At 54.7% G+C, this 26,999-nt stretch carries 27 protein-coding genes; 18 read left to right on the top strand and 9 right to left on the bottom strand.

Annotated features, from left to right (window positions below; all coding sequences use genetic code 11):
* Positions 1 to 71: 71 nt before the first annotated feature.
* Positions 72 to 1,208 carry a 23S rRNA (guanine(1835)-N(2))-methyltransferase RlmG gene (gene rlmG / locus HVX72_RS03065; RefSeq protein ID WP_042292930.1) on the bottom strand — a complete coding sequence of 379 codons (1,137 nt, stop codon included), beginning with the start codon at positions 1,206 to 1,208 and terminating at the stop codon, positions 72 to 74.
* An 86-nt stretch (positions 1,209 to 1,294) separates the two neighbouring features.
* On the opposite strand from rlmG, the gene HVX72_RS03060 reads away from it, so the two are divergent.
* From HVX72_RS03060 to sstT, 4 genes are all read left to right on the top strand, one after another.
* Positions 1,295 to 1,798 carry a M48 family metallopeptidase gene (locus HVX72_RS03060; RefSeq protein WP_042292980.1) on the top strand — a complete coding sequence of 168 codons (504 nt, stop codon included), beginning with the start codon at positions 1,295 to 1,297 and terminating at the stop codon, positions 1,796 to 1,798.
* Between the two features lie 69 nt (positions 1,799 to 1,867).
* Positions 1,868 to 2,866 carry a Gfo/Idh/MocA family oxidoreductase gene (locus HVX72_RS03055; protein ID WP_181822510.1) on the top strand — a complete coding sequence of 333 codons (999 nt, stop codon included), beginning with the start codon at positions 1,868 to 1,870 and terminating at the stop codon, positions 2,864 to 2,866.
* 273 nt (positions 2,867 to 3,139) lie between these two features.
* Entirely contained in the window at positions 3,140 to 4,105 is a 966-nt protein-coding gene (locus HVX72_RS03050; RefSeq protein WP_042292924.1) for a TerC family protein, read from the top strand.
* A gap of 239 nt (positions 4,106 to 4,344) precedes the next feature.
* Positions 4,345 to 5,589: a serine/threonine transporter SstT gene (sstT, locus tag HVX72_RS03045; RefSeq protein WP_042292921.1), complete on the top strand. Its 1,245-nt coding sequence runs from the start codon at positions 4,345 to 4,347 to the stop codon at positions 5,587 to 5,589.
* A 74-nt stretch (positions 5,590 to 5,663) separates the two neighbouring features.
* Here the strand turns inward: sstT and HVX72_RS03040 are convergent, their stop codons facing one another.
* Both HVX72_RS03040 and uxaC read right to left on the bottom strand, forming a co-directional pair.
* Positions 5,664 to 7,151, bottom strand: a complete 1,488-nt coding sequence (locus tag HVX72_RS03040; protein ID WP_181822509.1) for an altronate dehydratase family protein — start codon at positions 7,149 to 7,151, stop codon at positions 5,664 to 5,666.
* A gap of 14 nt (positions 7,152 to 7,165) precedes the next feature.
* Positions 7,166 to 8,578, bottom strand: coding sequence for a glucuronate isomerase (uxaC, locus tag HVX72_RS03035; RefSeq protein WP_042292917.1), 1,413 nt, complete (start codon positions 8,576 to 8,578; stop codon positions 7,166 to 7,168).
* Positions 8,579 to 9,053: 475 nt separating this feature from the next.
* On the opposite strand from uxaC, the gene exuT reads away from it, so the two are divergent.
* From exuT to HVX72_RS02975, 12 genes are all read left to right on the top strand, one after another.
* Positions 9,054 to 10,355 (top strand): hexuronate transporter ExuT, encoded by a 1,302-nt coding sequence (exuT, locus tag HVX72_RS03030; RefSeq protein WP_042292977.1) that lies wholly within the window; start codon positions 9,054 to 9,056, stop codon positions 10,353 to 10,355.
* Between the two features lie 151 nt (positions 10,356 to 10,506).
* A complete protein-coding gene (gene exuR / locus HVX72_RS03025) occupies positions 10,507 to 11,283 on the top strand; it encodes a transcriptional regulator ExuR (RefSeq protein WP_042292915.1) in 777 nt (258 codons plus the stop codon).
* A 349-nt stretch (positions 11,284 to 11,632) separates the two neighbouring features.
* Positions 11,633 to 12,295, top strand: a complete 663-nt coding sequence (gene yqjA, locus HVX72_RS03020) for a DedA family general envelope maintenance protein YqjA (RefSeq protein WP_042292913.1) — start codon at positions 11,633 to 11,635, stop codon at positions 12,293 to 12,295.
* Positions 12,296 to 12,298: 3 nt separating this feature from the next.
* Positions 12,299 to 12,682, top strand: a complete 384-nt coding sequence (gene mzrA / locus HVX72_RS03015; RefSeq protein ID WP_042292912.1) for an EnvZ/OmpR regulon moderator MzrA — start codon at positions 12,299 to 12,301, stop codon at positions 12,680 to 12,682.
* A gap of 150 nt (positions 12,683 to 12,832) precedes the next feature.
* On the top strand, positions 12,833 to 13,201 hold the full coding sequence (locus HVX72_RS03010) for a DUF1090 domain-containing protein (protein WP_042292909.1): 369 nt from the start codon (positions 12,833 to 12,835) through the stop codon (positions 13,199 to 13,201).
* Positions 13,202 to 13,236: 35 nt separating this feature from the next.
* Complete coding sequence (locus tag HVX72_RS03005) at positions 13,237 to 13,542, top strand: YqjD family protein (protein WP_042292907.1); 306 nt, start codon at positions 13,237 to 13,239, stop codon at positions 13,540 to 13,542.
* A 2-nt stretch (positions 13,543 to 13,544) separates the two neighbouring features.
* Entirely contained in the window at positions 13,545 to 13,949 is a 405-nt protein-coding gene (locus tag HVX72_RS03000; protein ID WP_042292904.1) for a phage holin family protein, read from the top strand.
* Positions 13,939 to 14,223 (top strand): YqjK-like family protein, encoded by a 285-nt coding sequence (locus HVX72_RS02995; protein WP_042292902.1) that lies wholly within the window; start codon positions 13,939 to 13,941, stop codon positions 14,221 to 14,223. Before HVX72_RS03000 ends, HVX72_RS02995 begins: the two co-directional genes overlap by 11 nt.
* A 280-nt stretch (positions 14,224 to 14,503) precedes the next feature.
* On the top strand, positions 14,504 to 14,896 hold the full coding sequence (locus HVX72_RS02990) for a DoxX family protein (RefSeq protein ID WP_003024847.1): 393 nt from the start codon (positions 14,504 to 14,506) through the stop codon (positions 14,894 to 14,896).
* A gap of 120 nt (positions 14,897 to 15,016) precedes the next feature.
* Positions 15,017 to 16,003 (top strand): glutathione S-transferase family protein, encoded by a 987-nt coding sequence (locus HVX72_RS02985; protein ID WP_181822508.1) that lies wholly within the window; start codon positions 15,017 to 15,019, stop codon positions 16,001 to 16,003.
* 152 nt (positions 16,004 to 16,155) lie between these two features.
* Entirely contained in the window at positions 16,156 to 16,521 is a 366-nt protein-coding gene (locus HVX72_RS02980) for a DUF805 domain-containing protein (RefSeq protein ID WP_042292897.1), read from the top strand.
* Positions 16,522 to 16,747: 226 nt separating this feature from the next.
* Positions 16,748 to 17,107 (top strand): DUF805 domain-containing protein, encoded by a 360-nt coding sequence (locus tag HVX72_RS02975; protein ID WP_042292895.1) that lies wholly within the window; start codon positions 16,748 to 16,750, stop codon positions 17,105 to 17,107.
* 50 nt (positions 17,108 to 17,157) lie between these two features.
* Here the strand turns inward: HVX72_RS02975 and yhaJ are convergent, their stop codons facing one another.
* Positions 17,158 to 18,054, bottom strand: a complete 897-nt coding sequence (gene yhaJ / locus HVX72_RS02970) for a DNA-binding transcriptional regulator YhaJ (RefSeq protein WP_042292892.1) — start codon at positions 18,052 to 18,054, stop codon at positions 17,158 to 17,160.
* Positions 18,055 to 18,158: 104 nt separating this feature from the next.
* On the opposite strand from yhaJ, the gene HVX72_RS02965 reads away from it, so the two are divergent.
* Both HVX72_RS02965 and HVX72_RS02960 read left to right on the top strand, forming a co-directional pair.
* Positions 18,159 to 18,860, top strand: a complete 702-nt coding sequence (locus HVX72_RS02965; RefSeq protein WP_042292890.1) for a pirin family protein — start codon at positions 18,159 to 18,161, stop codon at positions 18,858 to 18,860.
* 19 nt (positions 18,861 to 18,879) lie between these two features.
* Complete coding sequence (locus HVX72_RS02960) at positions 18,880 to 19,041, top strand: hypothetical protein (RefSeq protein ID WP_167333871.1); 162 nt, start codon at positions 18,880 to 18,882, stop codon at positions 19,039 to 19,041.
* A 22-nt stretch (positions 19,042 to 19,063) separates the two neighbouring features.
* On the opposite strand, the gene HVX72_RS02955 is transcribed toward HVX72_RS02960, so the two are convergent.
* The 5 genes from HVX72_RS02955 to tdcD all read right to left on the bottom strand — a co-directional run bounded on the left by HVX72_RS02955 (position 19,064) and on the right by tdcD (position 26,992).
* On the bottom strand, positions 19,064 to 20,374 hold the full coding sequence (locus HVX72_RS02955; protein ID WP_042292887.1) for a serine dehydratase subunit alpha family protein: 1,311 nt from the start codon (positions 20,372 to 20,374) through the stop codon (positions 19,064 to 19,066).
* Positions 20,375 to 20,395: 21 nt separating this feature from the next.
* Positions 20,396 to 21,727: an amino acid permease gene (locus HVX72_RS02950; protein WP_042292974.1), complete on the bottom strand. Its 1,332-nt coding sequence runs from the start codon at positions 21,725 to 21,727 to the stop codon at positions 20,396 to 20,398.
* Between the two features lie 278 nt (positions 21,728 to 22,005).
* On the bottom strand, positions 22,006 to 23,370 hold the full coding sequence (gene tdcG / locus HVX72_RS02945; RefSeq protein WP_181822507.1) for an L-serine ammonia-lyase: 1,365 nt from the start codon (positions 23,368 to 23,370) through the stop codon (positions 22,006 to 22,008).
* A gap of 86 nt (positions 23,371 to 23,456) precedes the next feature.
* The gene (gene tdcE, locus HVX72_RS02940; RefSeq protein WP_181822506.1) at positions 23,457 to 25,751 is read right to left on the bottom strand and encodes a 2-ketobutyrate formate-lyase/pyruvate formate-lyase; all 2,295 of its coding nucleotides are present in this window, start codon (positions 25,749 to 25,751) and stop codon (positions 23,457 to 23,459) included.
* Positions 25,752 to 25,783: 32 nt separating this feature from the next.
* A complete protein-coding gene (gene tdcD / locus HVX72_RS02935; RefSeq protein ID WP_181822505.1) occupies positions 25,784 to 26,992 on the bottom strand; it encodes a propionate kinase in 1,209 nt (402 codons plus the stop codon).
* Positions 26,993 to 26,999: the final 7 nt, after the last annotated feature.

The following is a 26,999-nucleotide window of genomic DNA, read 5'->3' as shown; positions in this document are numbered from 1 at the left end:
CGCTTACCGGGCCGACGGGATAGCATTCCGATGCGGCCCGGATAAGGCGTTGGCCGTCATCCGGCAATACGTTAACGACGACGTCCCAGTTTCACCGCTTTGAGCACCACGAATTTGTTGTTGGTGGCGACAGTGGCGCAGTTACCGAAAATCTTCTTCAGCTTGTGGAAATAGTCGAGATGCCGGTTGGCGACAATATACAGTTCGCCGTTGATCTTCAGGCAACGGCGGGCGTGATGAAACATCTCCCAGGCGATGTTATCGGTCAGGGCATGCTTTTGGTGGAACGGCGGGTTGCAGAAGATGGCGTTAAAACGAAACGGTTCGACGCCAGAAAGGGCGTTATTGATCATAAACTCGCTGCGATCGACCGCATCCGGCAGGTTGGTTTCTACGTTCAGGCGGCTGGACGCCACCGCCATCGGCGACTCATCAACAAACACCACGCTCGCCTGCGGATTTTTCGCCAGCAAGGTTAAGCCGATCACCCCATTCCCGCAGCCGAGATCGACAATCTCCCCTTCCAGGTTTTCCGGCAGATGCTGCATAAAAAAGCGCGCGCCGATGTCCAGCCCGGTACGCGAGAAAACGTTGGCATGGTTATGGATGGTCCAGTCGGTACCGTCCAGCTTCCAGCTCAGGGTGTCCGGGGTGTCGGTCAGCGCAGGTTCGCTGAAGGCGCAGTTGATAAGACGGGCTTTTTTCCATGCCAGCGTGGTGGTGGTCGGTCCCAACACCTTTTCAAACAGTTCCAGCGTGGACGTGTGAATATCCCGGGCTTTTGCGCCAGCGATAATTCGCGTTTGTGGGGTAACGACTTTACGCAACGCGCGTAGCTGCTGCTCCAGCAGCGCCAGCGTTTTCGGTACTTTGATCAGCACCACGCCCGGCGCCTGCGGATACGCCGCGGTGCTGTCGAGAAACGTAACGCTGGCTTCGCTGATATCGTTATGGCGCAGGTTTTCCCGCGTCGCCAGCTCGCTCAGATATGAGTCGCCAATGCTGTACGGCGTGTGCGCCGCCAGCGCACAACTCAGCGCGCCAAAGGCGTCATTCAGGATCAGCACCGGGCCGCGAATTTCCGTATCGTCCAACTGTTGCAGCAGATACTCGTCCGCCGCTTCCCACGCCAGCAGTGGGTTAACGTCATCCGTCTGGGGAAAACGTTTTAATGTCAGTGAACGGAAACCGTTGTCTGTGTGGCTCATCGGCCCTCCTGAATGGTAAAATTTCGGCTTGTCCCTGAAAAGGGTGCGTGAGTATACAACATTTTCATTCAATGGCGTGGACCGTAATGAACCAACTGCCTTATCTCCAGGGTTACCCTGAACATTTGCTTTCTCAGGTGCGCACGCTGATTGCCGAACAACGACTGGGGGCTGTGCTGGAAAAGCGTTATCCCGGCACGCATGACTTCGCCACCGATAAGGCGCTCTGGCAGTATACCCAGGATCTGAAAAGCCAGTTCCTGCGCAGCGCCCCGCCGATCAACAAAGTAATGTATGACAATAAGATCCATGTGCTGAAAAACGCGCTGGGGCTGCATACCGCCGTGTCGCGGGTGCAGGGCGGTAAACTGAAAGCGAAAGCGGAAATCCGGGTCGCCACCGTGTTTCGCCATGCGCCGGAGCCGTTTTTGCGCATGATCGTGGTGCACGAACTGGCGCATCTTAAAGAAAAAGAGCACAGCAAGGCGTTTTACCAGCTCTGCTGTCATATGGAGCCGCACTATCACCAGTTGGAATTCGATACCCGGCTTTGGCTGACGGCGCTTTCAATCAGGGAAACTGCGCGGTAGCGCACTGGCTTTGACACGTGGGCATGCTACATTGTCGGCAGATACCTTTTATGGAGCCAGAACGCGTTTATGATACGTTTCGCAGTGATTGGCACGAACTGGATCACCCGCCAGTTTGTCGATGCCGCCCATGAGACCGGCAAATATAAGCTCACCGCCGTTTATTCCCGCAGCCTCGAGCAGGCGCAAACCTTCGCCAATGATTACCTCGTCGAGCATCTTTTTACCTCGCTGGACGCGATGGCGCAGAGCGATGCCATTGACGCTGTGTATATTGCCAGCCCGAACTCGCTGCACTTCCCGCAAACACAGCTTTTTCTGAGGCATAAGAAACATGTGATTTGCGAAAAACCGCTGGCGTCGAACCTGGCGGAAGCGGAAGCCGCAATTGCCTGCGCGCGGGAAAATCAGGTGGTGCTGTACGAGGCGTTCAAAACCGCCAGCCTGCCGAATTTCCTGCTGCTCCAGCAATCGTTGCCGAAAGTGGGCAAAATGCGTAAAGCGTTTCTTAACTACTGCCAGTACTCCTCGCGCTATCAACGTTATCTGGATGGCGAAAACCCAAACACCTTTAATCCCGCCTTTTCTAACGGCTCCATCATGGACATCGGCTTTTATTGCCTGGCGTCAGCGGTAGCGCTGTGGGGCGAACCGCACGGCGTGCAGGCGACAGCCAGCCTGCTGGACAGCGGCGTCGATGCGCACGGCGTGGTGGTGATGGATTACGGCGATTTCAGCGTAACGTTGCAGCATTCGAAAGTCAGTGATTCCGTTATCGACAGTGAAATTCAGGGTGAAGCGGGCGCACTGGTTGTCGAAAAGATATCCGAATGCCAGAAAGTGTGCTTCGTGCCGCGCGGCGGGAAATCGCAGGACCTCACCCAACCTCAGCACATCAATACTATGCTGTATGAGGCAGAGGTTTTTGCAGCACTGGTAGAAACCAATGAAGTGAACCATCCCGGGCTGTCGGTCAGTCGCGTGACCGCCAAACTGCTTACGGAAATTCGCTGCCAGACCGGCGTGATTTTCCCGGCGGATGACGTCAGCCACGCGACCCCTGCGTAAAACATTGTAAAACAGATGTTACAGGCCATTGACGAAATGCGTGGCCTGTCATATTTTGTAACCTGCAAAGGGGAGTAACTTCATTGTCGGTTGATCGTCATTACGATGTGTGAAAAACCACATCCGGTCACCGGGCAACCAAACAGGAATGCGACAACGTATTCCTGTTTTGTTGTAAGTGAGACCTTGCCGGAAGGCGAGGTCTATGCATATAAAAAGCAGCGGCTGACGTCTTCCGACGTTGGCCGTTTTTTTTATGTGTAAGGAATGTCTATGAATACTGTCGGCACACCGTTGTTATGGGGCGGATTCGCTGTCGTTGTGGTGATTATGCTGGCTATCGACCTCTTGCTTCAGGGGCGTCGTGGCGTACACACGATGACCATGAAGCAAGCGGCAGCCTGGTCCCTCGTCTGGGTTACCCTCTCGTTATTGTTTAATGCCGCATTCTGGTGGTATCTGGTTCAAACTGAAGGACGCGCGGTCGCAGACCCACAGGCGCTCGCCTTCCTCACCGGTTATCTGATTGAAAAATCACTGGCCGTCGATAACGTCTTCGTCTGGCTGATGCTGTTCAGCTACTTCTCGGTCCCCCCTGCGCTGCAGCGTCGGGTGCTGGTCTACGGCGTGCTGGGCGCGATCGTACTGCGTACGATTATGATTTTTGCAGGGACCTGGTTGATAACCCAGTTCGAATGGATGCTGTATGTGTTCGGCGCGTTCCTGCTGTTTACCGGCGTGAAGATGGCGCTGGCGAAAGAGGACGAATCCGGCATTGGCGACAAGCCGCTGGTGCGCTGGCTGCGCGGACATCTGCGGATGACCGATACCATTGAGAACGAGCATTTCTTTGTGCGTAAAAATGGTCTGCTGTACGTGACGCCGCTGATGCTGGTGCTGATCCTCGTGGAGCTGAGCGACGTCATTTTCGCGGTCGACAGTATCCCGGCGATCTTCGCTGTGACGACCGACCCGTTCATCGTACTGACGTCGAACCTGTTTGCGATCCTCGGTCTGCGTGCGATGTACTTCCTGTTGGCGGGGGTGGCTGAGCGCTTCTCAATGCTCAAATACGGACTGGCGGTAATACTGGTGTTTATCGGCATTAAGATGCTGATCGTCGACTTCTACCATATCCCGATCGCCATTTCGCTGGGTGTGGTGTTTGGTATTCTGGTTGTTACGCTACTGATCAATGCCTGGGTGAACCACCAGCGTGATAAGCAGCAGCAGGCTTAAATCTGTTATGCCGGGTGGCGGTTTTCCTCCGCCCGGCGCGATCGCTTTTTGTTTATCATGTCACAATTGTGTTAATGATAAGTTATAAAATATGATCACAGCGAAAATTCCAGCATATTTCGCTTCCCGAAGCTTTATCTTTCCTTATACTCGACCATGCAAACACTTTGTTACATCCAGAAAGATGCGCCATCAGAGCGCACAGCGGATGAGCAACATCACACTGTAAGGATCGAGAAATGACTACGCAACGTACACCGGGGTTGTTCCAGCGCCTGGCGCAAGGGAGTCTGGTAAAACAAATTTTAGTGGGCCTCGTTCTGGGGATTCTACTGGCATGGATTTCTAAGCCCGCAGCAGAAGCTGTAGGGTTACTGGGTACACTTTTCGTCGGCGCGTTAAAGGCCGTCGCACCTGTCCTGGTTCTGATGCTGGTCATGGCGTCTATCGCCAACCATCAACACGGGCAAAAAACCAATATCCGTCCGATTCTGTTCCTCTATCTGCTGGGCACCTTTTCTGCAGCGCTGGCTGCGGTCGTGTTCAGCTTCGCCTTTCCGTCCACGCTGCATTTAAGTAGTAGCGCCAATGACGTTGTGCCGCCGTCCGGCATTGTCGAAGTCCTGCGCGGCCTGCTGATGAGCATGGTCTCTAACCCTGTCGATGCGCTACTGAACGCCAACTATATCGGTATTCTGGTGTGGGCTGTCGGTCTGGGCTTTGCCCTGCGTCACGGTAATGAGACCACCAAAAACCTGGTGAACGATATGTCCAATGCCGTCACCTTTATGGTGAAGCTGGTCATCCGTTTTGCGCCGATTGGTATTTTTGGCCTGGTGTCGTCTACGCTGGCCACCACCGGTTTCTCTACGCTGTGGGGCTACGCTCAGCTGTTAGTGGTGTTGATTGGCTGTATGCTGCTGGTGGCGCTGGTGATCAACCCGCTGTTGGTGTTCTGGAAAATTCGGCGCAACCCGTATCCGCTGGTGTTCGCCTGCCTGCGTGAAAGTGGCGTTTACGCCTTCTTCACCCGCAGTTCCGCGGCCAATATTCCGGTAAACATGGCGCTGTGTGAAAAGCTGAATCTGGACCGTGATACCTATTCGGTGTCAATTCCACTGGGCGCGACCATCAATATGGCGGGTGCGGCAATCACCATCACCGTACTGACACTGGCGGCGGTACATACGCTGGGCGTGCCGGTGGATCTGCCGACGGCGTTGCTGCTGAGCGTGGTGGCTTCTCTGTGCGCCTGTGGCGCATCCGGGGTGGCGGGCGGTTCACTGCTGCTTATCCCGCTGGCCTGTAACATGTTCGGCATTCCGAACGATATTGCCATGCAGGTTGTGGCGGTTGGCTTCATCATCGGCGTACTGCAGGACTCCTGCGAAACGGCGCTGAACTCCTCTACCGACGTACTGTTTACCGCGGCGGCTTGCCAGGCGGAAGATGAGCGTCTGGCCAACAACGCACTGCGTAGCTAATGTGACATCCCCAGGCCGGATAGCGCTGCGCGTATCCGGCCTGTTTTTACAACCTGACTCAAAACGAAGGGTAATTAGAGGGTAACGCCGCTTTTAAAAATCGCCAACTCTCTGAAATCATTACGTTCATTGCAGGTCTGCTTGCCGTTGGCGAACTCAACAATGGTGTCGATAAATTCATCCAGCAACTGCGGCATCGCTTTACCGTGAATGAGCTGACCCGCGTCGAAGTCGATCCAGTGCTTTTTCTTCGCTGCAAGTTCGCTGTTGGTGGCGATTTTCACTGTCGGCACAAAACCGCCATAGGGCGTGCCGCGTCCGGTACTGAACAGCACCATATGACACCCCGCCCCGGCCAGTGCGCTGGTAGCCACTGCATCATTACCCGGTGCGCTCAGCAGGTTCAGCCCGTGCGTTTTCAGACGCTCGCCGTAACGCAGCACGTCCACCACCTGACTGGATCCTGCTTTCTGGGTACAGCCCAGCGATTTATCTTCCAGCGTGGTAATGCCCCCGGCTTTGTTGCCCGGCGAGGGGTTTTCGTAGATGGGCTGGTTATGGGCCATAAAATACTGCTTAAAGTCGTTGACCATCGTCACCAGCTTGTGGAAGGTTTCTTCGTCGCGGCAGTGGCTCATCAGCAGTTGCTCCGCGCCGAACATCTCCGGCACTTCGGTCAGCACCGTCGTGCCGCCATTGGCAATCATATAGTCAGAAAAACGTCCTAACATCGGATTCGCGGTAATACCGGAAAGCCCGTCAGAACCACCGCACTCCAGACCAAACTTCAGTTCGCTCAGTTTACCCGGTTCGCGCTTATCGTGGCGCATCGCTTCGTAAAGCTGATGCAGATGCGCAATCCCCGCTTCCACTTCATCGTCCTGATGCTGGCAGATCATAAAATGCACGCGTTCAGGATCGAACTCGCCCAGCGTTTCGCGAAACGCATCGACCTGGTTGTTTTCACAGCCGAGGCCAATCACCAGTACCGCCCCGGCGTTCGGGTGGCGCACCATGTTTTGCAGCATAGTGCGGGTGTTGATGTGATCGTCGCCCAGTTGGGAACAGCCGTAGGTATGACTGAACAGGAAAACGCCGTCGGTGCCTTCGGCGTCGCGGGTTTCTTTCAGGAAACGGCTCTGGATCTGCCGGGCGATCCCGTTGACGCAGCCGACGGTCGGCAGGATCCACAGCTCGTTACGTACGCCGACGTCCCCGCTGGCGCGACGGTAGATCTGCACATCGCGATCCGCGGGCTGCGGCGGGAGATCCTGAAACTCAGGTTGATAGCGATACGCATCCAGGTCGCTCAGGTTGGTGCGTGTATTATGGGCATGAATGTGTTCACCCGCCGCAATGTCCGCCAGAGCATGGCCGATAGGCTGCCCGTACTTAATGACGTATTCATCACGCGTAATATTGCTCAACGCAAATTTATGACCACGTGCGATAGCCTGACGTAGCGTTACGGTGTGGTTATCAACGTTCACTTCCGTGCCCTGCGCCAAATCGGCCAGCGCTACCGCAACGTTATCCAGCGCATGGATCTTGATGTATTGCATATCAACCCCGAACCTTAGTTGAGCTCAATGGCGAAGTAGTCACGCGCATTGTTAAAGCAAATGTTTCTTACCATCTCGCCCAACAGCTGAATGTCTGCCGGGGCTTCGCCCGCGTCCACCCAGCGGCCGATCATCTGGCACAGAATGCGGCGGAAGTATTCATGACGGGTATACGACAGGAAGCTGCGGCTGTCGGTCAGCATGCCCACGAAGCGGCTTAACAGGCCCAACTGCGCCAGTTGTGTCATCTGACGTTCCATCCCGTCTTTCTGATCGTTAAACCACCAGCCGGAACCGAACTGCATTTTGCCCGGCATCCCTTCGCCCTGGAAGTTACCGATCATCGTTCCCAGCACTTCGTTATCACGCGGGTTCAGGCAGTAGAGAATGGTTTTTGGCAGCAGGTTTTCTTCGTTCTGCTTGCTGAGTAATTTAGACAGTTCTTCTGCCATCGGACGGTCATTGATGGAGTCAAAGCCCACGTCCGGCCCCAGTAGTTTGAACTGGCGAAGGTTGTTATTGCGCAGCGCGCCGATGTGATACTGCTGGACCCAACCGCGACGGGCATATTCCGCGCCGAGGAACACCAGCACCGCCGTTTTGAATTGCGCCACTTCGTGTTCGCTCAGGGCGTCGCCCGCCAGACGGCGCGCCAGGATGCCGTCCAGTTCGGCTTCATTCGCCTCCGCAAACAGCACCACATCAAGCGCGTGGTCAGAGACTTTACAGCCGTGGGCGGCGAAATGATCCAGACGTTTGGTCAGCGCGCTTTGCAGATCGCTAAAGCGGCGGATGTCGGTATCGGACACTTCACCCAGCTTCGCCATGTAATCATTGAAGGTCGCCTGTTCAATGTTGAAAGCTTTGTCCGGACGCCAGCTTGGCAGCACTTTAATGGCGAAGCTGCTGTCCTGCGCCACCTTCGCATGGTGCTCCAGCGAGTCGATCGGATCGTCGGTAGTGCCGACCATTTTCACGTTCATTTGCTGCATGATCCCGCGCGCGGAGAAGCGATCCTGCGCCAGCAGGTCGTTGCACTCATTCCAGATCTCATCAGCGGTAGACGGTGACAGCAGCTTACCGGTGATGCCAAACGGGCGACGCAGTTCGAGGTGAGTCCAGTGATACAGCGGATTGCCGATGGTATGCGGAACGGTTGCCGCCCAGGCGTCGAACTTCTCGCGATCGGACGCGTCGCCGGTACACAGCCGCTCAGGCACGCCGTTGGTTCGCATCGCGCGCCATTTGTAGTGGTCGCCCTTCAGCCAGATGTCATACAGGTTCGTGAAACGGTAGTCTTCGGCGATTTGCTGCGGCGGCAAATGGCAGTGGTAGTCGAAGATCGGCTGTTCTTTAGCGTAATCATGATACAGGCGGCGGGCAAATTCGGTATCCAGCAGAAAATCTTCAGTCATAAACGGGGTCATTATCGTCTTCCTCTCATCGAGTGCGTCAGATTGCTTATGTTGCGATGCTGACAAAGTTATCACACCAATTTCCACTGTCCGAAGATATTTTCGTGAGCCAGATCAATAAACCCTGACAAAAACGTTACCCTTCTGGAGGTAAAAACCGTCCCAGGCCGCGCCACGACTGGCCTTCCTGTAAAGAAATAATGACCCTGCTAAGAATAGCACTTTTGTGATGGCTCTCACCTTTTAAAGTTGTATGACAAGTTATCTTTCTGCCGTCGCGATACATAAGCTGACGGAATGCATTATTACCGATGAATTCATCATCGGATTGACCGGTACGGAAACCGAATGAGCACAACGACTTAATGGCAACGTTCGGGGAGTACCGGCTTTTTTCGGTTACGCCCTTCGTGAGAAGAACATCCTCCGCCCTACGCTGGATGATGGCCGCGTTCCTGGCGGAAATAACAAAACGATGAGGTTTTACATGCGTAAAATTAAAGGGTTACGTTGGTACATGATCGCACTGGTGACGCTTGGCACCGTGCTCGGGTATCTGACGCGTAACACTGTGGCGGCAGCTGCGCCGACTCTGATGGAAGAGTTACACATCTCCACCCAACAGTATTCCTATATCATCGCAGCCTACTCTGCTGCTTACACGGTTATGCAACCCGTTGCCGGTTACGTGCTTGACGTTCTCGGCACCAAAGTGGGTTACGCGATGTTTGCCGTATTGTGGGCCGTTTTCTGTGGCGCAACGGCACTGGCGGGAAGCTGGGGCGGGCTGGCGCTGGCGCGTGGCGCGGTCGGCGCAGCCGAAGCCGCGATGATCCCGGCTGGCCTGAAAGCCAGTTCTGAGTGGTTTCCGGCGAAAGAGCGCTCCATTGCGGTGGGTTATTTTAACGTTGGCTCCTCTATCGGTGCGATGATTGCCCCGCCGCTGGTCGTCTGGGCGATTGTGATGCACAGCTGGCAGATGGCGTTCATCATCTCCGGCGCCCTGAGCTTTATCTGGGCGATGGCATGGCTGATTTTCTACAAACACCCGCGCGACCAGAAAAAACTGACGGACGAAGAGCGTGACTACATTATTAACGGTCAGGAAGCTCAGCATCAGACCAACAGCGCAAAGAAAATGTCGCTGCTGCAGATCCTGCGCAACCGCCAGTTCTGGGGGATCGCCCTGCCACGCTTCCTGGCGGAACCGGCATGGGGTACGTTCAACGCGTGGATCCCGCTGTTCATGTTTAAGGTGTATGGCTTTAACCTGAAAGAAATCGCCATGTTCGCCTGGATGCCTATGCTGTTTGCCGACCTGGGCTGTATCGTCGGGGGCTATCTGCCGCCGCTGTTCCAGCGCTGGTTCGGCGTAAACCTGATCGTGTCGCGTAAAATGGTGGTCACCCTCGGTGCGGTACTGATGATTGGTCCGGGGATGATCGGCCTGTTCACCAGCCCGTACATTGCCATCATGCTGCTGTGCGTAGGGGGTTTTGCTCACCAGGCGTTGTCCGGCGCGTTGATTACCCTCTCCTCTGACGTCTTTGGCCGCAACGAAGTGGCCACCGCGAATGGCCTGACCGGGATGTCCGCCTGGCTGGCGAGCACCCTGTTCGCCCTGGTGGTAGGCGCGCTGGCGGATACCATCGGCTTTAGCCCGCTGTTTGCTGTGTTGGCGGTGTTTGACCTGCTGGGCGCGTTGGTCATCTGGACCGTTCTGCAAAACAAACCGGCCAGCGATGTCGATGCCGGTCCGCAGGTGAATAAACCGGCTACGCAAAGCTAACCTGCAATCCAGAGCCTGTGCCGGAGCGCTTTACCTGCCCGGCTGACCTAAGCCGCCTGCTCCAGGGCGGCTTTTTCGTCTCTGTGAGTGGAGCGAAACTCGCGAAAGTGGTATAACAAATAGAGTCTGCCGTATCATGCCTGGAGCGCATATGGAAATCACTGAACCCCGTCGTTTATATCAACAACTTGCCGCTGACCTGAAAGAGCGTATTGAGCAGGGCGTTTACCTGGTGGGCGATAAACTGCCCGCAGAGCGTTTTATTGCCGATGAAAAGAACGTCAGCCGCACCGTGGTTCGTGAAGCCATTATCATGCTGGAAGTGGAAGGTTTTGTGGAAGTGCGTAAAGGTTCGGGTATTCACGTCATTTCTAATCAGCCTCGCTATCATCAGGCGGCCGACGAGTCGCTGGAGTTCGCCAATTACGGACCATTCGAACTGCTACAGGCGCGTCAGCTGATTGAAAGCAATATTGCTGAATTTGCCGCGACCCAGGTGACCAAGCAGGACATCATGAAGTTGATGGAGATCCAGGAGAAAGCGCGCAATGAAAAGTGCTTTCGCGATTCCGAATGGGATCTGCAGTTTCACATTCAGGTGGCATTAGCGACGCAAAACTCCGCGTTGGCGGCGATTGTCGAAAAAATGTGGACCCAGCGCAGCCATAACCCCTACTGGAAAAAACTGCACGAACACATTGATGCGCGCACCGTGGACAACTGGTGCGACGATCACGATCAAATCCTTAAGGCGCTGATTCGTAAAGATCCGAACGCCGCCAAACTGGCAATGTGGCAGCATCTCGAAAACACCAAAATCATGCTGTTTAACGAAACCAGCGACGATTTCGAATTTAACGCTGACCGTTATCTTTTTGCTGAAAATCCGGTGGTTCATCTTGATACCGCCGTCAACGCGGCAAAATAAACGTTCTTTCTCCGACAGGCGCGCCGCTGCGCCTGTCTGCACGCCTGACAGTAAGCGAAAGGTATAAAGTGTCAGCCTGTGTAAATCCTCTCGCCTCACTCCACTACGATAAGCAAAATCAGACCTCAGGGACGCGTAATTTCTATAACGGACTCCCTTGACCTTTGTTACAATTAGATGCAAATCGAATTTATGTTTGTTAGTGCTTGCTTACTTCACCACTTTACAGGGATTAGTTCAGGCCGTGACTTTGCGCCGTTCGCACACCATACAAAAAAGTTGATAAATGATGCGGCATAGCAAACTCCTGAAACCGGCGTGACGTTAACCGATTCACCAGGAATACTGAATGGAACTTTTGACCCAATTACTGCACGCTCTGTGGGCGCAGGATTTTGAAACTCTGGCCAATCCTTCCATGATTGGCATGCTGTATTTTGTTTTATTTATGATTCTGTTCCTGGAAAACGGGTTGCTGCCTGCCGCCTTTTTACCCGGCGACAGTCTGCTGGTTCTGGTCGGCGTGCTGATTGCGAAAGGCGCAATGGGCTATCCGCAAACCATTTTGCTGCTCACCACCGCCGCCAGCCTGGGCTGCTGGCTGAGCTATATTCAGGGACGCTGGCTGGGGAATACCCGCACCGTGCAAAATTGGCTCTCGCATCTGCCCGCGCACTATCATCAACGCGCGCACCATCTGTTCCATAAGCATGGGCTTTCAGCACTGCTTATTGGCCGTTTTATTGCATTTGTGCGTACCCTGTTGCCCACCATCGCAGGGTTGTCCGGCCTTAATAATGCGCGCTTTCAATTTTTCAACTGGATGAGCGGCCTGCTGTGGGTGCTTATCCTGACCACGTTGGGCTATCTGCTGGGCAAAACACCGGTCTTTCTGAAATATGAAGACCAACTGATGTCCTGCCTGATGCTGCTGCCGGTCGTCCTGCTGGTCTTTGGCCTTGCCGGTTCGCTGGTGGTCTTGTGGAAAAAGAAATACGGGAACCGAGGGTAAGGGATGCTGAAACCGCGTATAACGCTGAAGCAACTGGCCTTGAGTACCGCGTTCCTGCTGGTGCTGGGCAGTCTGCTACTGGTCTGGTCGGCCATTCGCCAGCAGGATTCAACTCTCGCGATCCGCGCCGTTCATCAGGGGGCAAGCGTGCCCGACGGTTTCTCTATCTGGCATCATCTTGACGCCAACGGTATTCGCTTTAAAAGCATCACGCCACAGAAAGATACGCTGCTGATCACGTTCGATTCCAGCGCCCAAAGCGCCGCGGCAAAAGCGGTGCTCGATAAAACCCTGCCGCAGGGCTATATCATTGCTCAGCAGGATAATGACAGCCAGGCCGTACAGTGGCTGTCGCGTTTGCGCGATACCCCACATCGGGTAGGATAATATCGCCAGGAATCCGAATCCCGTCACCCACTTTGGTGATTTCCCCGTTTAATGTCTATGATTAATAAAGCGGTGGGTCACCCCATCGCGTTGTCATCTGGATTCTCGTTCCTGACTTCACGGGAACGAATCACAATGGAAGGTTCAAGAATGAAACACCGCATCGCTTTAGCTATTACCCTTTTTGCTCTTAGTGCTGGCAGTTACGCCAATACGCTCTGCCAACAGAAGGAGCAGGATATTCAACGGGAAATCAGCTATGCCGAGAAACACAATAATCAACACCGTATCGATGGGCTGAAGAAAGCGCTCAGTGAAGTCAAAGCCAACTGCACTGACAGTAAACTGCGCGCGGAACATCAGGAAAAGATTGCTGAGCAAAAAGAAGAGATTACTGAGCGTAAACAGGATCTCGTGGAAGCGAAGCAAAAAGGCGATGCGGACAAAATTGCCAAACGTGAGCGCAAGCTGGCTGAAGCAGAAGCCGAGCTGAAAGAGCTGGAAGCTCGCGACTACTAAGCAACCCTAACCCCTTACTCATCTGGAGAAAAACTATGTCGAAAGATACTACTTCGGAACATCTGCGCGCTGAGTTGAAATCCTTGACCGATACGCTGGAAGAAGTGCTGAACTCCTCTGGCGAAAAATCGAAAGAAGAGTTGAGTAAGATCCGTAGCAAAGCCGAACGTGCGCTGAAAGAGAGCCGCTATCGTCTTGGTGAAACCGGTGATGCTATCGCGAAGCAGACCCGTGAAGCCGCTGCGCGTGCAGACGACTATGTTCGCGAAAATCCATGGACTGGCGTAGGTATTGGTGCTGCGGTTGGCGTAGTGCTGGGCGTACTGCTGTCGCGTCGCTAATTATGGCGGACACTCATCACGCGCAAGGGCCCGGTAAAAGCGTTCTGGGCATCGGGCAGCGAATCGTCTCTATTCTGGTAGAGATGGTGGAAACCCGGCTGCGTCTGGCGGTGGTTGAGCTTGAAGAAGAAAAGGCTAACCTCTTTCAGTTGCTGCTGATGCTGGGACTCACCATGCTTTTCGCTGCATTTGGTTTGATGAGCCTGATGGTGCTGGTGATCTGGGCCGTTGATCCGCAGTACCGGCTCAACGCGATGATTGCCACCACGGTCGTACTGCTGGTTCTGGCGCTGATTGGCGGCATATGGACGTTACGCAAAGCGCGTCAGTCCACGCTGCTTCGCCATACGCGGCATGAACTGGCGAACGACAGGCAAATTCTCGAGGAGGAGAGCCGTGAGCGGTAAAGTCGAACGTGCACAGCGTAAGGCCCGACTACTTAGCGAGATCCAGCAGCAAAGGCTGGATCTTTCAGCCAGTCGCCGTGACTGGCTGGAAGCCACGGGCGCCTACGATCGCGGCTGGAACACGCTCCTGAGTCTGCGTTCATGGGCGCTGGTGGGCAGCAGCGTGATGGCGATCTGGACCGTGCGTCATCCAAATATGCTGGTACGCTGGGCAAGACGTGGATTCGGTGCCTGGACGGCCTGGCGGTTATTCAAAAAGACGTTGAATGCGTAGGCCGAACGCCTTCTGCCCGATGGCGCTTCGCTTATCGGGCCTCTCCTTTTTTCCCCACTTATTGAGCGCATAACCCCCACTGGCACAATACGCCATCGTCGCTGTTCAGCACCCAATCTTATATTCATCAAAATTATTGAAGAAATTTGACAGTTTTCCTTGCTAACAATTCTCATTACTCACGTTTATGATTCTCTCCATCGACAGCAATGACGCGGAGTACCGCGCCATTGCGCTAAAAAACATAATCAGCAGCCTGAGTGGTTTCCTGGAGAGTAAAATGAAAAAATTAGAAGATGTTGGTGTACTGGTCGCGCGTATTCTGATGCCAATCCTGTTTATTACCGCAGGATGGGGAAAGATTACCGGTTACGCGGGTACACAACAGTATATGGAAGCCATGGGCGTGCCTGGCTTTATGTTACCGTTGGTAATCCTGCTTGAGTTTGGCGGCGGCCTGGCGATTCTGTTTGGTTTCCTGACCCGCACCACCGCCCTGTTTACTGCCGGTTTTACGCTTCTGACCGCATTTCTGTTCCACAGTAATTTCGCGGAAGGGGTGAACTCGCTGATGTTCATGAAAAACCTGACCATCGCTGGGGGCTTCCTGCTGTTGGCCATCACCGGTCCGGGCGCGTTCAGTATCGACCGCGTGCTGAATAAAAAGTGGTAAACGCACTATACTTGATGAACGTAAAACGAGGAGACCTTCTCCTCGTTTTTGCTATCCATACCTAATGGATTTCGCGTTGCTTCGAGTCGGCCTACAACGAAGCGTGTAAAGGAGAGAAACATGGGACAACTGATTGACGGCGTCTGGCATGACACCTGGTACGACACCCAATCCACCGGCGGCAAATTTCAGCGTTCGGTATCGGCATTCCGTAACTGGCTCACTGCCGATGGCGCACCCGGTCCTTCCGGTGAAGGCGGCTTTGCGGCGGAAAAAGATCGTTATCATCTGTACGTTTCGCTCGCCTGCCCGTGGGCGCACCGTACGCTGATCCTGCGCAAGTTAAAAGGGCTGGAGCCGTTTATTTCCGTTTCCGTCGTCAATCCCTTAATGCTGGAAAATGGCTGGACCTTTGACGACAACTTCCCGGCTGCGACAGGTGATACTCTGTATCAACACGAATTTCTGTATCAACTGTATCTACACGCCGACCCGCATTACAGCGGTCGGGTGACCGTACCGGTACTGTGGGATAAAAAGAACCACACTATCGTCAGCAATGAATCCGCAGAAATCATCCGCATGTTTAATACGGCGTTTGATGCGCAGGGCGCCAAAGCAGGCGACTACTACCCTGCCGATCTCCGCGGTAAGATCGACGAACTGAACGGCTGGATTTATGACAACGTCAATAACGGCGTTTATAAAGCCGGTTTCGCCACCAGCCAGCAGGCCTATGACGACGCGGTTAACAAGGTCTTTACCCATCTGGCGCGCCTGGAGCAGATCCTCGGTCAGCATCGTTTTCTTACCGGCGATCGCTTAACTGAGGCGGATATTCGTCTGTGGACCACGCTGATCCGTTTTGATCCGGTGTACGTGACGCATTTTAAATGCGATAAGCATCGCATCAGCGACTATCTCAACCTTTACGGCTTCCTGCGCGATATTTACCAGATGCCGGGGATTGCGGAAACGGTGAATTTTGACCATATTCGCACGCACTACTTCCGAAGCCATAAGACCATCAACCCGACGGGGATCATTTCCATCGGTCCGTGGCAGGATCTCAGCGAGCCTCACGGGCGCGACACCCGCTTCGCGTAACACCCTGCCGCCATCCGCGGATGGCGGCGCTTCTTTCTTTTTCTGCCTACCTGGCCTCATTCCGTTCACAAATATTTACCCCCCGATCATTCGCAGCTATTCTTAATTTGATTGCTTTAAAAACAAGTGATTGACCCAAGGTTGAGGCGAAAATGGATTGGTATTTAAAAGTTCTACGAAACTACATCGGGTTCGGTGGTCGCGCCCGGCGCAAAGAGTACTGGATGTTTATTCTGGTCAACGTCATCTTAACGTTCGTTCTGGGCGTGCTGGATAAAATCCTGGGCTGGCAACGCGCAGGCGGAGAAGGCGTACTCACAACCCTGTATGGGATCCTCGTGTTTCTGCCGTGGTGGGCGGTTCAGTTCCGACGCCTGCACGACACCGATCGATCTGCATGGTGGCTGTTACTGTTACTCATTCCCGTCATCGGCTGGCTGGTTATTATTATCTTTAACTGTCAGGACGGTACGTCTGGCGAAAACCGCTTCGGCCCGGATCCGAAAACCCTGCCATAAGAACCCAAAAAGGCAGAAAAAAACGCTGCCTTTTTAATTTTTATACGGTAAATATTCTTTTTGTTGTCTGTGCGTTTATCCATTCACATCTTATTTATATCTAATCATATTATTATTAATACGAATATTAACATGAAATATTCCTAAGTTTGCATAATAAAAATGACCTCAGCGATATAGCGTGATATATTTCTGCGACTTTTTTTAGCACTAATAAGGATATTTAATGGATTGGTATATAGGTGTATTAAAAAATTATGCCCTTTTTACGGGACGTGCGCGCAGGAAAGAGTACTGGATGTTTGTGCTGATCAACATGATCATCAGCGCAATTCTGAACGTTATTCAAGCCGTTATCGGCATGGAAACGCCGTACATCACGATAATTTATAGCCTCGCCGTTCTGCTGCCGAGTATTGCCGTGGCGGTTCGCCGTCTGCACGATACCGAGCGCTCTGGCTGGTGGTTGCTGATTAGCCTGATTCCGATTGTCGGGGCGATTGTGCTTATCGTCTTTATGTGCCAGAACGGCACCGCCGGAAATAACCGTTTCGGCGCAGACCCTAAGCAGGGTGAGATTAATTAAGATTTTTCGGGGCAATATATTTGCCCCGAATTTCATTGTTCCAGCAAATATTACTTTCCAATAAACAGTTTCGGAATCTCACGCAGACACCAGGCTTTCGCCTCGCCCATACTGTCTCGCCGCCAGGCCATAATAATGTCGATCTCACTGGTCGATTCAGGACTGACAACCCGCAGTCGCCCTTCAGCGATATCATGTTCCACCAACGGATAAGGCATCGTCGCCACCCCAAGCCCCGCCAGCAGCGCCTGACGCTTATCCTCAATCGTACTGACGGTAAGACGCGGCTGCTTATCCAGCAGTTGTACGGTCAACACCGGACGCTCGCGGGCGGTATCCGCCACCGCCACGCCGCGATATTTCACGCGCGTCACTTCAGAAAGCGGTTCTGGCTCCTGATGGATAGGGTGATCCGGCGCAGCCACATAAACATTCATCAGAGTGTATAATTTGCGCGAATTGATTTCTGACGACGAGCGAAAGTGCATGTCCGGGGCGATAACGATATCTGCCCGCCCCTGCTCCAGACGTTCCCAGGCACCTGCCAGCACTTCGGTAATGACCGATAGCTGCGTGTTGGCTTTGGCCGCCAGCTTGTCGATAAGCGGGAAAAAGGACGGCGTCGGCACCAGCGCTTCCGTTACAATGGTCAAATGCGTTTCCCATCCCCGGGCCAACGCTTCGGCATCGGTAGTCAGTTTATCCGCCGCTTCGAGAAGAACGCGGCCTCTTTCCAGCAACATGCGTCCGACATTGGTGAATTTTGTGCGGTGCCCGGAGCGGTCAAACAGTACCACATCCAGTTCCTCTTCCAGCTTCTGCATGGTGTAACTGAGCGCAGACGGCACGCGCCCCAGTTCATCCGCCGCCGCCGCAAAGCTGCCGCGACGGTCTATCGCATCCATCACGCGCAACGCTTCGAGCGTTAATGCCCTTTCTTTGGCCATATCGTTCTCATTCAGGAAATTTGAACATACCGGGCAGAATATCTGGCTAACAATGTAGCGTCCAGCCCCTTAACATAAAAGGGAGTAAAGAGAGGTCAAGAATTATGATTACTACCCGAACAGCCAAACAATGCGGACAAGCGGACTACGGATGGCTGCAGGCCCGTTACACTTTTTCCTTTGGACACTACTTCGACCCGAAACTGCTGGGCTACGCCTCACTGCGCGTACTCAATCAGGAAGTGCTGGCGCCCGGCGCCGCTTTTCAGCCGCGCACCTACCCGAAGGTGGATATTTTAAACCTGATTCTGGAAGGGGTTGCCGAATATCGCGACAGCGACGGCAACCATGTCCAGGCCAAAGCGGGCGAAGCGCTGTTGCTCGCCACGCAGCCGGGTATTAGCTACAGCGAACATAACATCAGTAAGGACAAGCCGTTAACCCGCATGCAGCTGTGGCTTGACGCCTGTCCTGAACGCGAAAACGCGTCTGTGCAGAAAACCACGCTTGAAAAAGCGAAGCAACAGCTGATCGCCTCTCCTGACGGCGAGAACGGCAGTCTGCAACTGCGTCAACAGGTGTGGGTGCATCATGTTGAACTGGAAGCGGGAGAATCCCTGCGCTTTCAACTGCATGGTCCCCGTGCCTATCTGCAGTCGATTCACGGTACGTTTCACGCGGTCACGCACGATGAAGCCCGCGAGGCGCTGACCTGCGGCGACGGCGCGTTTATTCGTGATGAAGCTAACATAACGCTCGTCGCCGATTCGCCGCTGCGCGCTTTGCTGATAGATTTGCCGGTGTAGCCGGTAAATGGAGTTGCTTATGAGTAAGAAAATCAAAAAACAGGCTGCCGCGAAACCTACCGCGGCAGCAGAAACCCCGGTCGCTTCCCGTCGTTTTGGCTACGAGGAGATGCTGACCGAGCTGGAGGCGATTGTCGCCGATGCCGAAGTGCGGCTCGCCGAGGAAGAGGCCACCGCCTGACCCCTTCCGCCTGTTGCCTCCCTTACTGCGCTTTACGGGCCATGATCTCGATGATCTGCTTGTCCGTTTGCTGCATAGAATGACACGCCAGCGCGCACAGGTTGGAAATGGACTGTTCCACGTTGTGCGCCACGATGCCTTCGTTGCCGGTTACCGCCGTGTCGTCCAGCGCCATCAACACGGCTTTCCACGCTGCCGACGCGCTGGTCGACACCTTCATCGCACAACTGTTTGACGCACCGTCGCAAATCATCCCACTAACGTCGCCGATCATGCTGCCGATCGCCATGGAGATGGTGCTGTAGCGCCCATCCACCAGCCACGCCATCCCCGCCGCCGCCCCCATTGCCGCCGTAGTCGCCGCACACAAAGCCGACAAACGCGGAAGCTGATGATGGATGTAGATCGCGCTCAGGTGAGAAAGCATCAGCGCGCGCGCCAGTTTTTCCTCGTCGGCGCCGAAGTGCTCCGCCACCACCATCACCGGTACCGTGGCGGTAATCCCCTGATTGCCGGAGCCGGAGTTGCTCATGGCTGGCAGCGTCGCCCCTCCCATGCGCGCATCGGACGCCGCGCTGGTGCGGATAATAATCGCCGTAGAGAGATCGTTCGCCAGCAGCCCCCGTGCGCACTGTTTTTCCAGCGTCGCGCCGATGTGCAGTCCCCAACTGCCGCGCAGCCCTTCCTGCGACAGCGCGCCGTTGAGCCGGGCAGCGTCGAGAATGAAACGAATGTCGTCAAACGGGACGTTATTCACAAACGCCAGAATCTCCTCGAGCGAGGTCGTGGACAACACCGCCAGCGGAGAGTCCTGCTCATCGCCGTCCGTCCGCGTGTCCTGAGCAAACTTCACGCCAGCGTGCGTTTCGATGCGTACGATGTTGGTATGCCCGCCGACGATGGTCACGCAGGCCCAACCGTCGCGGCTGTAGACCTTCGCACGGGAAAAAAGGATCTCGTCGCAGGGCTGTTGCAGCATCACCGATACCTTTCCGGCGCTCAGCATCGCTTTCGCGTCATGGATAGCTTGTGCGGAGGCGTCTTTCAGCACCTCCAGCCCGGCCTGACTGTTTCCGCCCAGCGCGCCGAGCGCGGCGGCGATAGGCAGTCCTACCATTCCGGTTCCGGGAACCGTTACGCCCAGCCCGTTTTTCATCAGGTTTGGCGAGACCCAGGCGTCGATACGTTCAACCGCGCCATCCAGTTCGGCTGCGGCAACCGCCGCCGCCAGCGCCAGTGAAATAGGTTCCGTACAGCCCAGCGCCGGTTTGACTTCCTCCTGTACGGCGAGGATAAAACGCTGCCACAACGGATTTTCTGTAGTCTCAAACATAACAACAACCTTCAAAGTCAATCAGGAGAATGCCAGGAACGGAGATACGCACAGCAGCAAACCGGTGACGATAATCAGATATAACGACGCCCCTTTGTATTTGTGCAGTGCAGGAACTTTGTAAACCAGCCAGGCCGGGATCAGACAGCCCACCATGCCGAAAATGGGGCTACAGATTGAGGTAAAGCTGAGCACCGGCGCATTGAGCACAATGGCGCTCCAGGCCAGTAAAATGGCGAACAGCATAATGCCGCGCTGCACCAGCGTTTCGTTGATCTTCTCGGCGGGCATTTTGCGGCGCAGGATGTTCATCACAATCCCCTGGGTAGCCTCACGAAAGCCCAGGTAAACGCCAAAGAACGCGGTCATTACGGCAAAAATATTGAGGATCACGCTGACCACTTTTACCCAGCCTGCGCCCGCGCCACTAATAAACTGTGCGGCGATCGCCAGCGCGGAAATGTTTTGCTCATAGGCTTTCACCGCTTCATCGTGGCCCATCGCCAGCGTAAAGGAGACGGCGTAGAAGAAAACGGTCACAAACAAAATGCCGAAGGCGATGTTCATCGCGCGCAGCGCTTTGTGGCGCGCGACCTCAATGGATTTTTCGCGGGAGCGATAGGAAATCACCATCGGGCTTAAGGTCTGAATAAACAGGATTGAGGTCAGGGTAAACGGCAGCGTGATGATCGCGTTTTTCACCAACAGCGCCATCGGCGGCAGCGCGCCAATATTGTACAAATGCCACATCCCCACCATCGACACGCCCAGCGCCGCGACCACCAAAAGTTTGGTCAGCACCATACCGGTGGAGATTTTGAACAGCAGTTTCTCACCGCGCGAGGAGATGGCGACCAGGATGCAGATGAGCACCAGACCATAGAACGGGCTGTCGGAGAGTAATCCTTCCGTGACGCCAAAGGTATGCAGATAAGAGGCGCTGTCATTGGTGATTGCGGTGGAATAAACAAACATCCAGATCACCAGCATCACAAAATACAGCGCGCCCAACAAAATACCCCAGTTTTTGCCGAGGTAGCCGCTGATAACGCTCGGATAATCTTTACATTCCGGCGATTCCGCCAGAGTGTTAATAAACAGTCGTTGGAACAGATACATTGCCGGGTAGCCAATGACCGAAGAGAGCAGGAAGACCCATAACCCCATCAGCCCCACCTGGACCGGGAGAAAAACAATCCCCGCGCCAATTGCCATCCCGATACTCATAATGACCCAGCCGGTGTCGGTGCTGTCGAATTTGATCGCTTCACGCCATTCGCTTTCGGTCATACCGGCCCGGCGCGCCGGGCTGGAGGCACCAGGTATCACACTGCTGTTCGTTGCCGTTTCCATAAAATTCTCGCTCAATATGTAGGGTAAGTTTTTATATTTTTGTCGTGCCGCATCAGGGCGATACGCGGTACAGGTGCGCAGGCGAGTTGTTAGTATGAAAAAAATCATACGCCCGGGCGCAGAGAAAAACTTCACAAACAAACCCCTGTATTTTCCCTGTGTTAAGAAAAATTTTCCCCTTAACTGCATCTTAAAGGCATTAATTTCTTAATTTGATAGCGATCACAATAAAAAAAGCACACCGAAGTGTGCTTTTTTTTACCGGACCGGGACGTAGGCTAACTGCAGACCACCTTGATCGCCAGCCCGCCGCGTGACGTTTCGCGGTATTTGTCGTTCATGTCTTTGCCGGTTTCGTACATAGTTTCAATGACTTTATCGAGCGACACGCGCGGCTGCGAAGTGCGACGCAGGGCCATGCGCGCGGCGTTAACCGCTTTTACCGCATTGATCGCGTTGCGTTCAATACAGGGGATTTGCACCTGTCCGGCCACTGGATCGCAGGTTAAGCCGAGGTTATGTTCCATGGCGATTTCTGCCGCAATGCACACCTGCGCCGGACTCCCGCCAAGCAGCTCAGTCAGCCCTGCCGCCGCCATTGACGCCGCTACGCCGATCTCTCCCTGACAGCCCACCTCCGCGCCGGAGATCGACGCATTCATCTTATATAGCGCGCCAATAGCGCCTGCCGCCAGCAGGTAGCGGGCGATAGAATTGGCGTTCACCGGACGGCGAAACTTATCGTAGTAGGCCAGCACCGCCGGGATAATCCCGCACGCCCCGTTAGTGGGCGCTGTCACCACACGTCCGCCCGCGGCGTTCTCCTCACTGACCGCGAGGGCGAACATGTTGATCCAGTCGATAACGTTCATTGGATCGCTGGAAAGGTTATCGCTGGAAACCAGCAAGCGCCGCAGCGCCACCGCCCGCCGCGGTACGTTGAGCGGACCGGGCAGTACGCCTTCGGTATTCATGCCTCGCTCGATTCCGGCGTGCATAACGTCCCATATACGGGCAAATCCGTCGTCGATTTCCGCCTTACTGCGCAGCGCCAGTTCGTTTTGCATCATCAGTCCGGAGACCGACAGCCCGTTGCGCTCACACAGCCTGAGCAGTTCGCTCGCCGAATGGAAATCGTAAGGCACAGGGGCTTCGACATCGTGGGCCTGACCAAAATGCTCTTCATCGACGATAAACCCACCGCCAATCGAATAGTAGGTTTTACTCAACAACTGGCGCTGGTGTTCCCAGGCGCTGATGCGCATACCGTTTTCGTGACGGGGAAGCGTTTCACCATGAAACAGAATGCTGTTCGTCACCGGAAAATCAACGACATGCGCGCCTTCCGCCAGCGGCAGACGCCCGCTGCGAGTGACCGCCTCTATAAACCCGGGAATGGCGTCAATATTGACGTTTTGCGGACTGTTACCCGCCAGCCCCATGATGATGGCGGTATCGGTAGCATGGCCTTTTCCGGTCAGCGACAGCGACCCATACAGATCCACCGTGATGCACGTTGTACGCAGCAAGTCACCGCTGTTGACCAGTTGATCGATAAAACGCTTACCTGCATTCATTGGCCCTACGGTGTGGGAACTGGAAGGACCAATACCTATTTTAAAAATATCGAATGCGCTAATCATATCTACACCCTCGGAATGCCGTTCAGTGGAGACCAGGTTTGATACGCATTATGACCAGGGGCGATCGGCTGACCGCCCCGATAATGTTACATCGCCTGGGTGAAAGTCCGCGAGATGACATCCTGCTGCTGCTCGCGGGTGAGCGCGTTAAAGCGCACCGCATAACCGGAAACGCGAATCGTCAGGTTCGGATAGCTTTCCGGATGTTCGATGGCATCCAGCAGCATTTCCCGGTTCATGACGTTGACGTTCAGATGCTGACCGCCTTCCACATGCGCTTCATGATGGAAGTAGCCATCAAGTAGCCCGACCAGGTTGGTTTTCCGCACCGGATCTTCTTTGCCCAGCGCCGCTGGCACAATGGAGAAGGTGTACGAAATACCGTCTTTGGCATAGGTAAATGGCAGCTTCGCCACGGAGGTCAGCGAGGCGACCGCGCCTTTGCGGTCGCGTCCGTGCATCGGGTTGGCTCCCGGCGCGAACGGCGTACCGGCACGGCGTCCGTCCGGCGTATTCCCGGTTTTCTGCCCGTACACCACGTTTGAGGTAATGGTCAGAATGGACTGGGTCGGCACCGCATTGCGGTAGGTCGGCAACACCTTAATTTTCTTCATAAAACGTTCGACCAGATCGCAGGCGATACTGTCGACGCGCTCGTCGTTATTACCGTACTGCGGGTAGTCGCCTTCGATAACGAAATCGACCGCCAGGCCGTTATGGTCGCGCACCGGTTTTACCTTCGCGTATTTGATGGCGGAAAGGGAATCCGCCGCCACTGACAGCCCGGCAATACCGCAGGCCATGGTGCGATACACGTCGCGGTCATGAAGCGCCATTAACGAGGCTTCATAGCTATACTTGTCGTGCATGTAGTGAATGATGTTCAGCGCGCTGATGTACTGCACCGCCAGCCAGTCCATAAAGTGGTCGAGGCTTTCCATCACGGTGTCGTAATCCAGCACATCGTCCATCAGCGGCGCGGTTTTTGGCCCAACCTGGATTTTCAGCTTCTCATCCACGCCGCCATTGATCGCGTACAGCAGCGTTTTGGCGAGGTTGGCGCGCGCGCCGAAGAACTGCATCTGCTTACCGATTACCATCGGGCTAACACAACAGGCGATCGCGTAGTCGTCGCTGTTAAAGTCAGTACGCATGAGATCGTCATTTTCGTATTGCAGCGACGACGTGACGATAGATACTTGCGCAGCGTACTTTTTAAAGGCCACCGGCAGCGCTTCCGACCACAGCACGGTAAGGTTTGGTTCCGGCGCGGGCCCCATAGTGTGCAGCGTATGCAGGTAACGGAAAGCGTTCTTCGTCACCAGCGTGCGACTATCCAGCCCCATCCCGCCGATCACTTCCGTCGCCCAGATCGGATCGCCGGAGAACAGGGTGTCGAATTCCGGCGTACGCAGGAAGCGCACCATGCGGATCTTCATAATGAAATGATCGATCAACTCCTGCGCCTGTTGCTCCGTCAGGATCCCCGCCTTGAAGTCACGTTCAATGTAGATATCGAGGAACGACGCGGTACGCCCCAGCGACATCGCGCCGCCGTTTTGCGACTTCACTGCCGCCAGGTAGGCAAAGTAGAGCCACTGCACTGCTTCCTGAGCGTTGCGCGCTGGACGCGAGATATCGAAACCATATTTTGCCGCCATCTCCTGCATTTGCAGCAGCGCGCGGCGGTGTTCCGCCAGCTCCTCGCGCAGTCGGATGGTGGCTTCGAGATTTTGCCCCCACTCCAGGTTTGACTGGAGATCGGCGAACTGCAGTTCACGCTCGCGCACCAGATAGCGGATGCCGTACAGCGCCACGCGGCGGTAGTCGCCAATAATTCGCCCGCGGCCATAGCCGTCCGGCAGACCGGTCAGGACGCCGGATTTACGGCAGCGCAGCATGTCCGGCGAATAGGCATCGAAAACCCCCTGGTTGTGGGTTTTTCGTAGCTCGGTGAACAGGTATTCGAAGTGTGGGTCCATCTCGCGACCATAAGCCTCAAACGAGCTTTTGATCATATTGATGCCGCCAAACGGATGCAGGGCACGCTTGAGCGGTTTGTCCGTTTGCAGACCGACGATTTTTTCCAGCGAATGCTCGATATAGCCGGCGTCATGCGCGGTAATCGTCGTGGCGATGTTAGTGTCGAAATCAACCGGCGCATGGGTCGCGTTTTCGATGCGAATCCCCGCCATCACCTTTTCCCACAGCGCCGTTGTGGCTGGCGTCGCTTCCGCGAGGAAAGATTCATCCCCTTCATAAGGCGTATAGTTGTGCTGAATAAAATCACGGACATTAATTTCTTCTTTCCAGTCCGTACCTTTAAAACCCTGCCATGCGTCGGCGTACAGCATATCGCTGGTATCGATATTTACCTTCATGAAAAATAATCTCTCTACAGAACAACAATGAATTAAGCGAGTTCCACTGGCGCGTGAATACGGCCTAACTGGATCGCATCAAGCGCAATCATTTTTTCTTCATTGGTCGGAATAACGGCGCACATGACCCGGGCATCGCTGGCGGAAATAATGCGTTCGCCGTGGGAATTCGGCAGGCTATTTCTGTCACTGTCGAGCGTAACGCCCAGCACCGCCAGACGCTCTGCTACCAGGCGACGAATTAAGACCGAGTTCTCGCCGATACCGCCGGTGAAAACAATGCCGTCCAGGCGATGTAACGACGCTGCATGCCCGGCGATATGGCGGGCGATACGGTGGACGAACGTTTTGATCGCCAGTTGCGCCCGCGCGTGTCCTTCATGCCAGGCTTTTTCCAGCACTCTTAAGTCGGACGATAAACCCGAAATTCCCAGCAGACCGGACTCTTTGTTGACCACCCGCTCCAGATCGCTCAGGGTCTGACCGGTTTCGCTGGCGACCCACGCCATCGCCCCGAAGTCGACATCGCCGCTGCGGGTGCCCATCATCAGCCCTTCCAGCGGCGTCATGCCCATTGAGGTGTCCACGCTCTGCCCGTTACGAACCGCGCAGACAGACGCCCCATTGCCAAGATGCGCCACCACCAGGCCTGAATCGTCATCAGCAAGATCCAGCAGCGCATGCGCCCGCAGAGACACATAGCGATGTGACGTGCCATGAAAGCCGTAACGCCGCACGCCGAGTTGTTCGTAATATTCCCACGGCAGGCCGTACAGGTAGGCCTCAGGCGCCATCGTCTGATGAAAACTGGTATCAAAAACAGCGACCTGCGTGACGCCGGGAAATAACTGCTGTGCGGATTCTATTCCGCTCAGATTCGCATAGTTATGTAACGGCGCTAACGGTGAAACCCGGCGGATATTGTCGATGACTTCATCGGTAATAATGGCCGACGCGGTAAAGATATTTCCACCGTGGGCGATGCGGTGGCCAATTAAGGCCACGCTGTCGTTTAAATTACGTTTTTCCAGTTCGAAAGCGATCGCCTTTAATGCCCCTTCGTAGCTGTGGTGAGCCAGCGTTGCTGGCTCTCCTCCGTTTACCGACAAGAAGGCACTTTCAGTGTTAATGCCGTCAGCAATACCTGCCATTAAAACGTCGCGGTTTGTTGCATCCAGCACTGAAAACTTAATTGAAGACGAACCGCAGTTAATTACCAGAACTACAGGAAATTCAGTCATTTCACTA

Source organism: Citrobacter sp. RHB21-C05, assembly GCF_013889015.1.
In the GTDB taxonomy this organism is placed as follows: Bacteria; Pseudomonadota; Gammaproteobacteria; order Enterobacterales; family Enterobacteriaceae; genus Citrobacter_A; species Citrobacter_A sedlakii.
The sequence above is the reverse complement of the archived record's forward strand: the minus strand, read 5'-3'. Positions and strand labels throughout refer to the sequence as shown.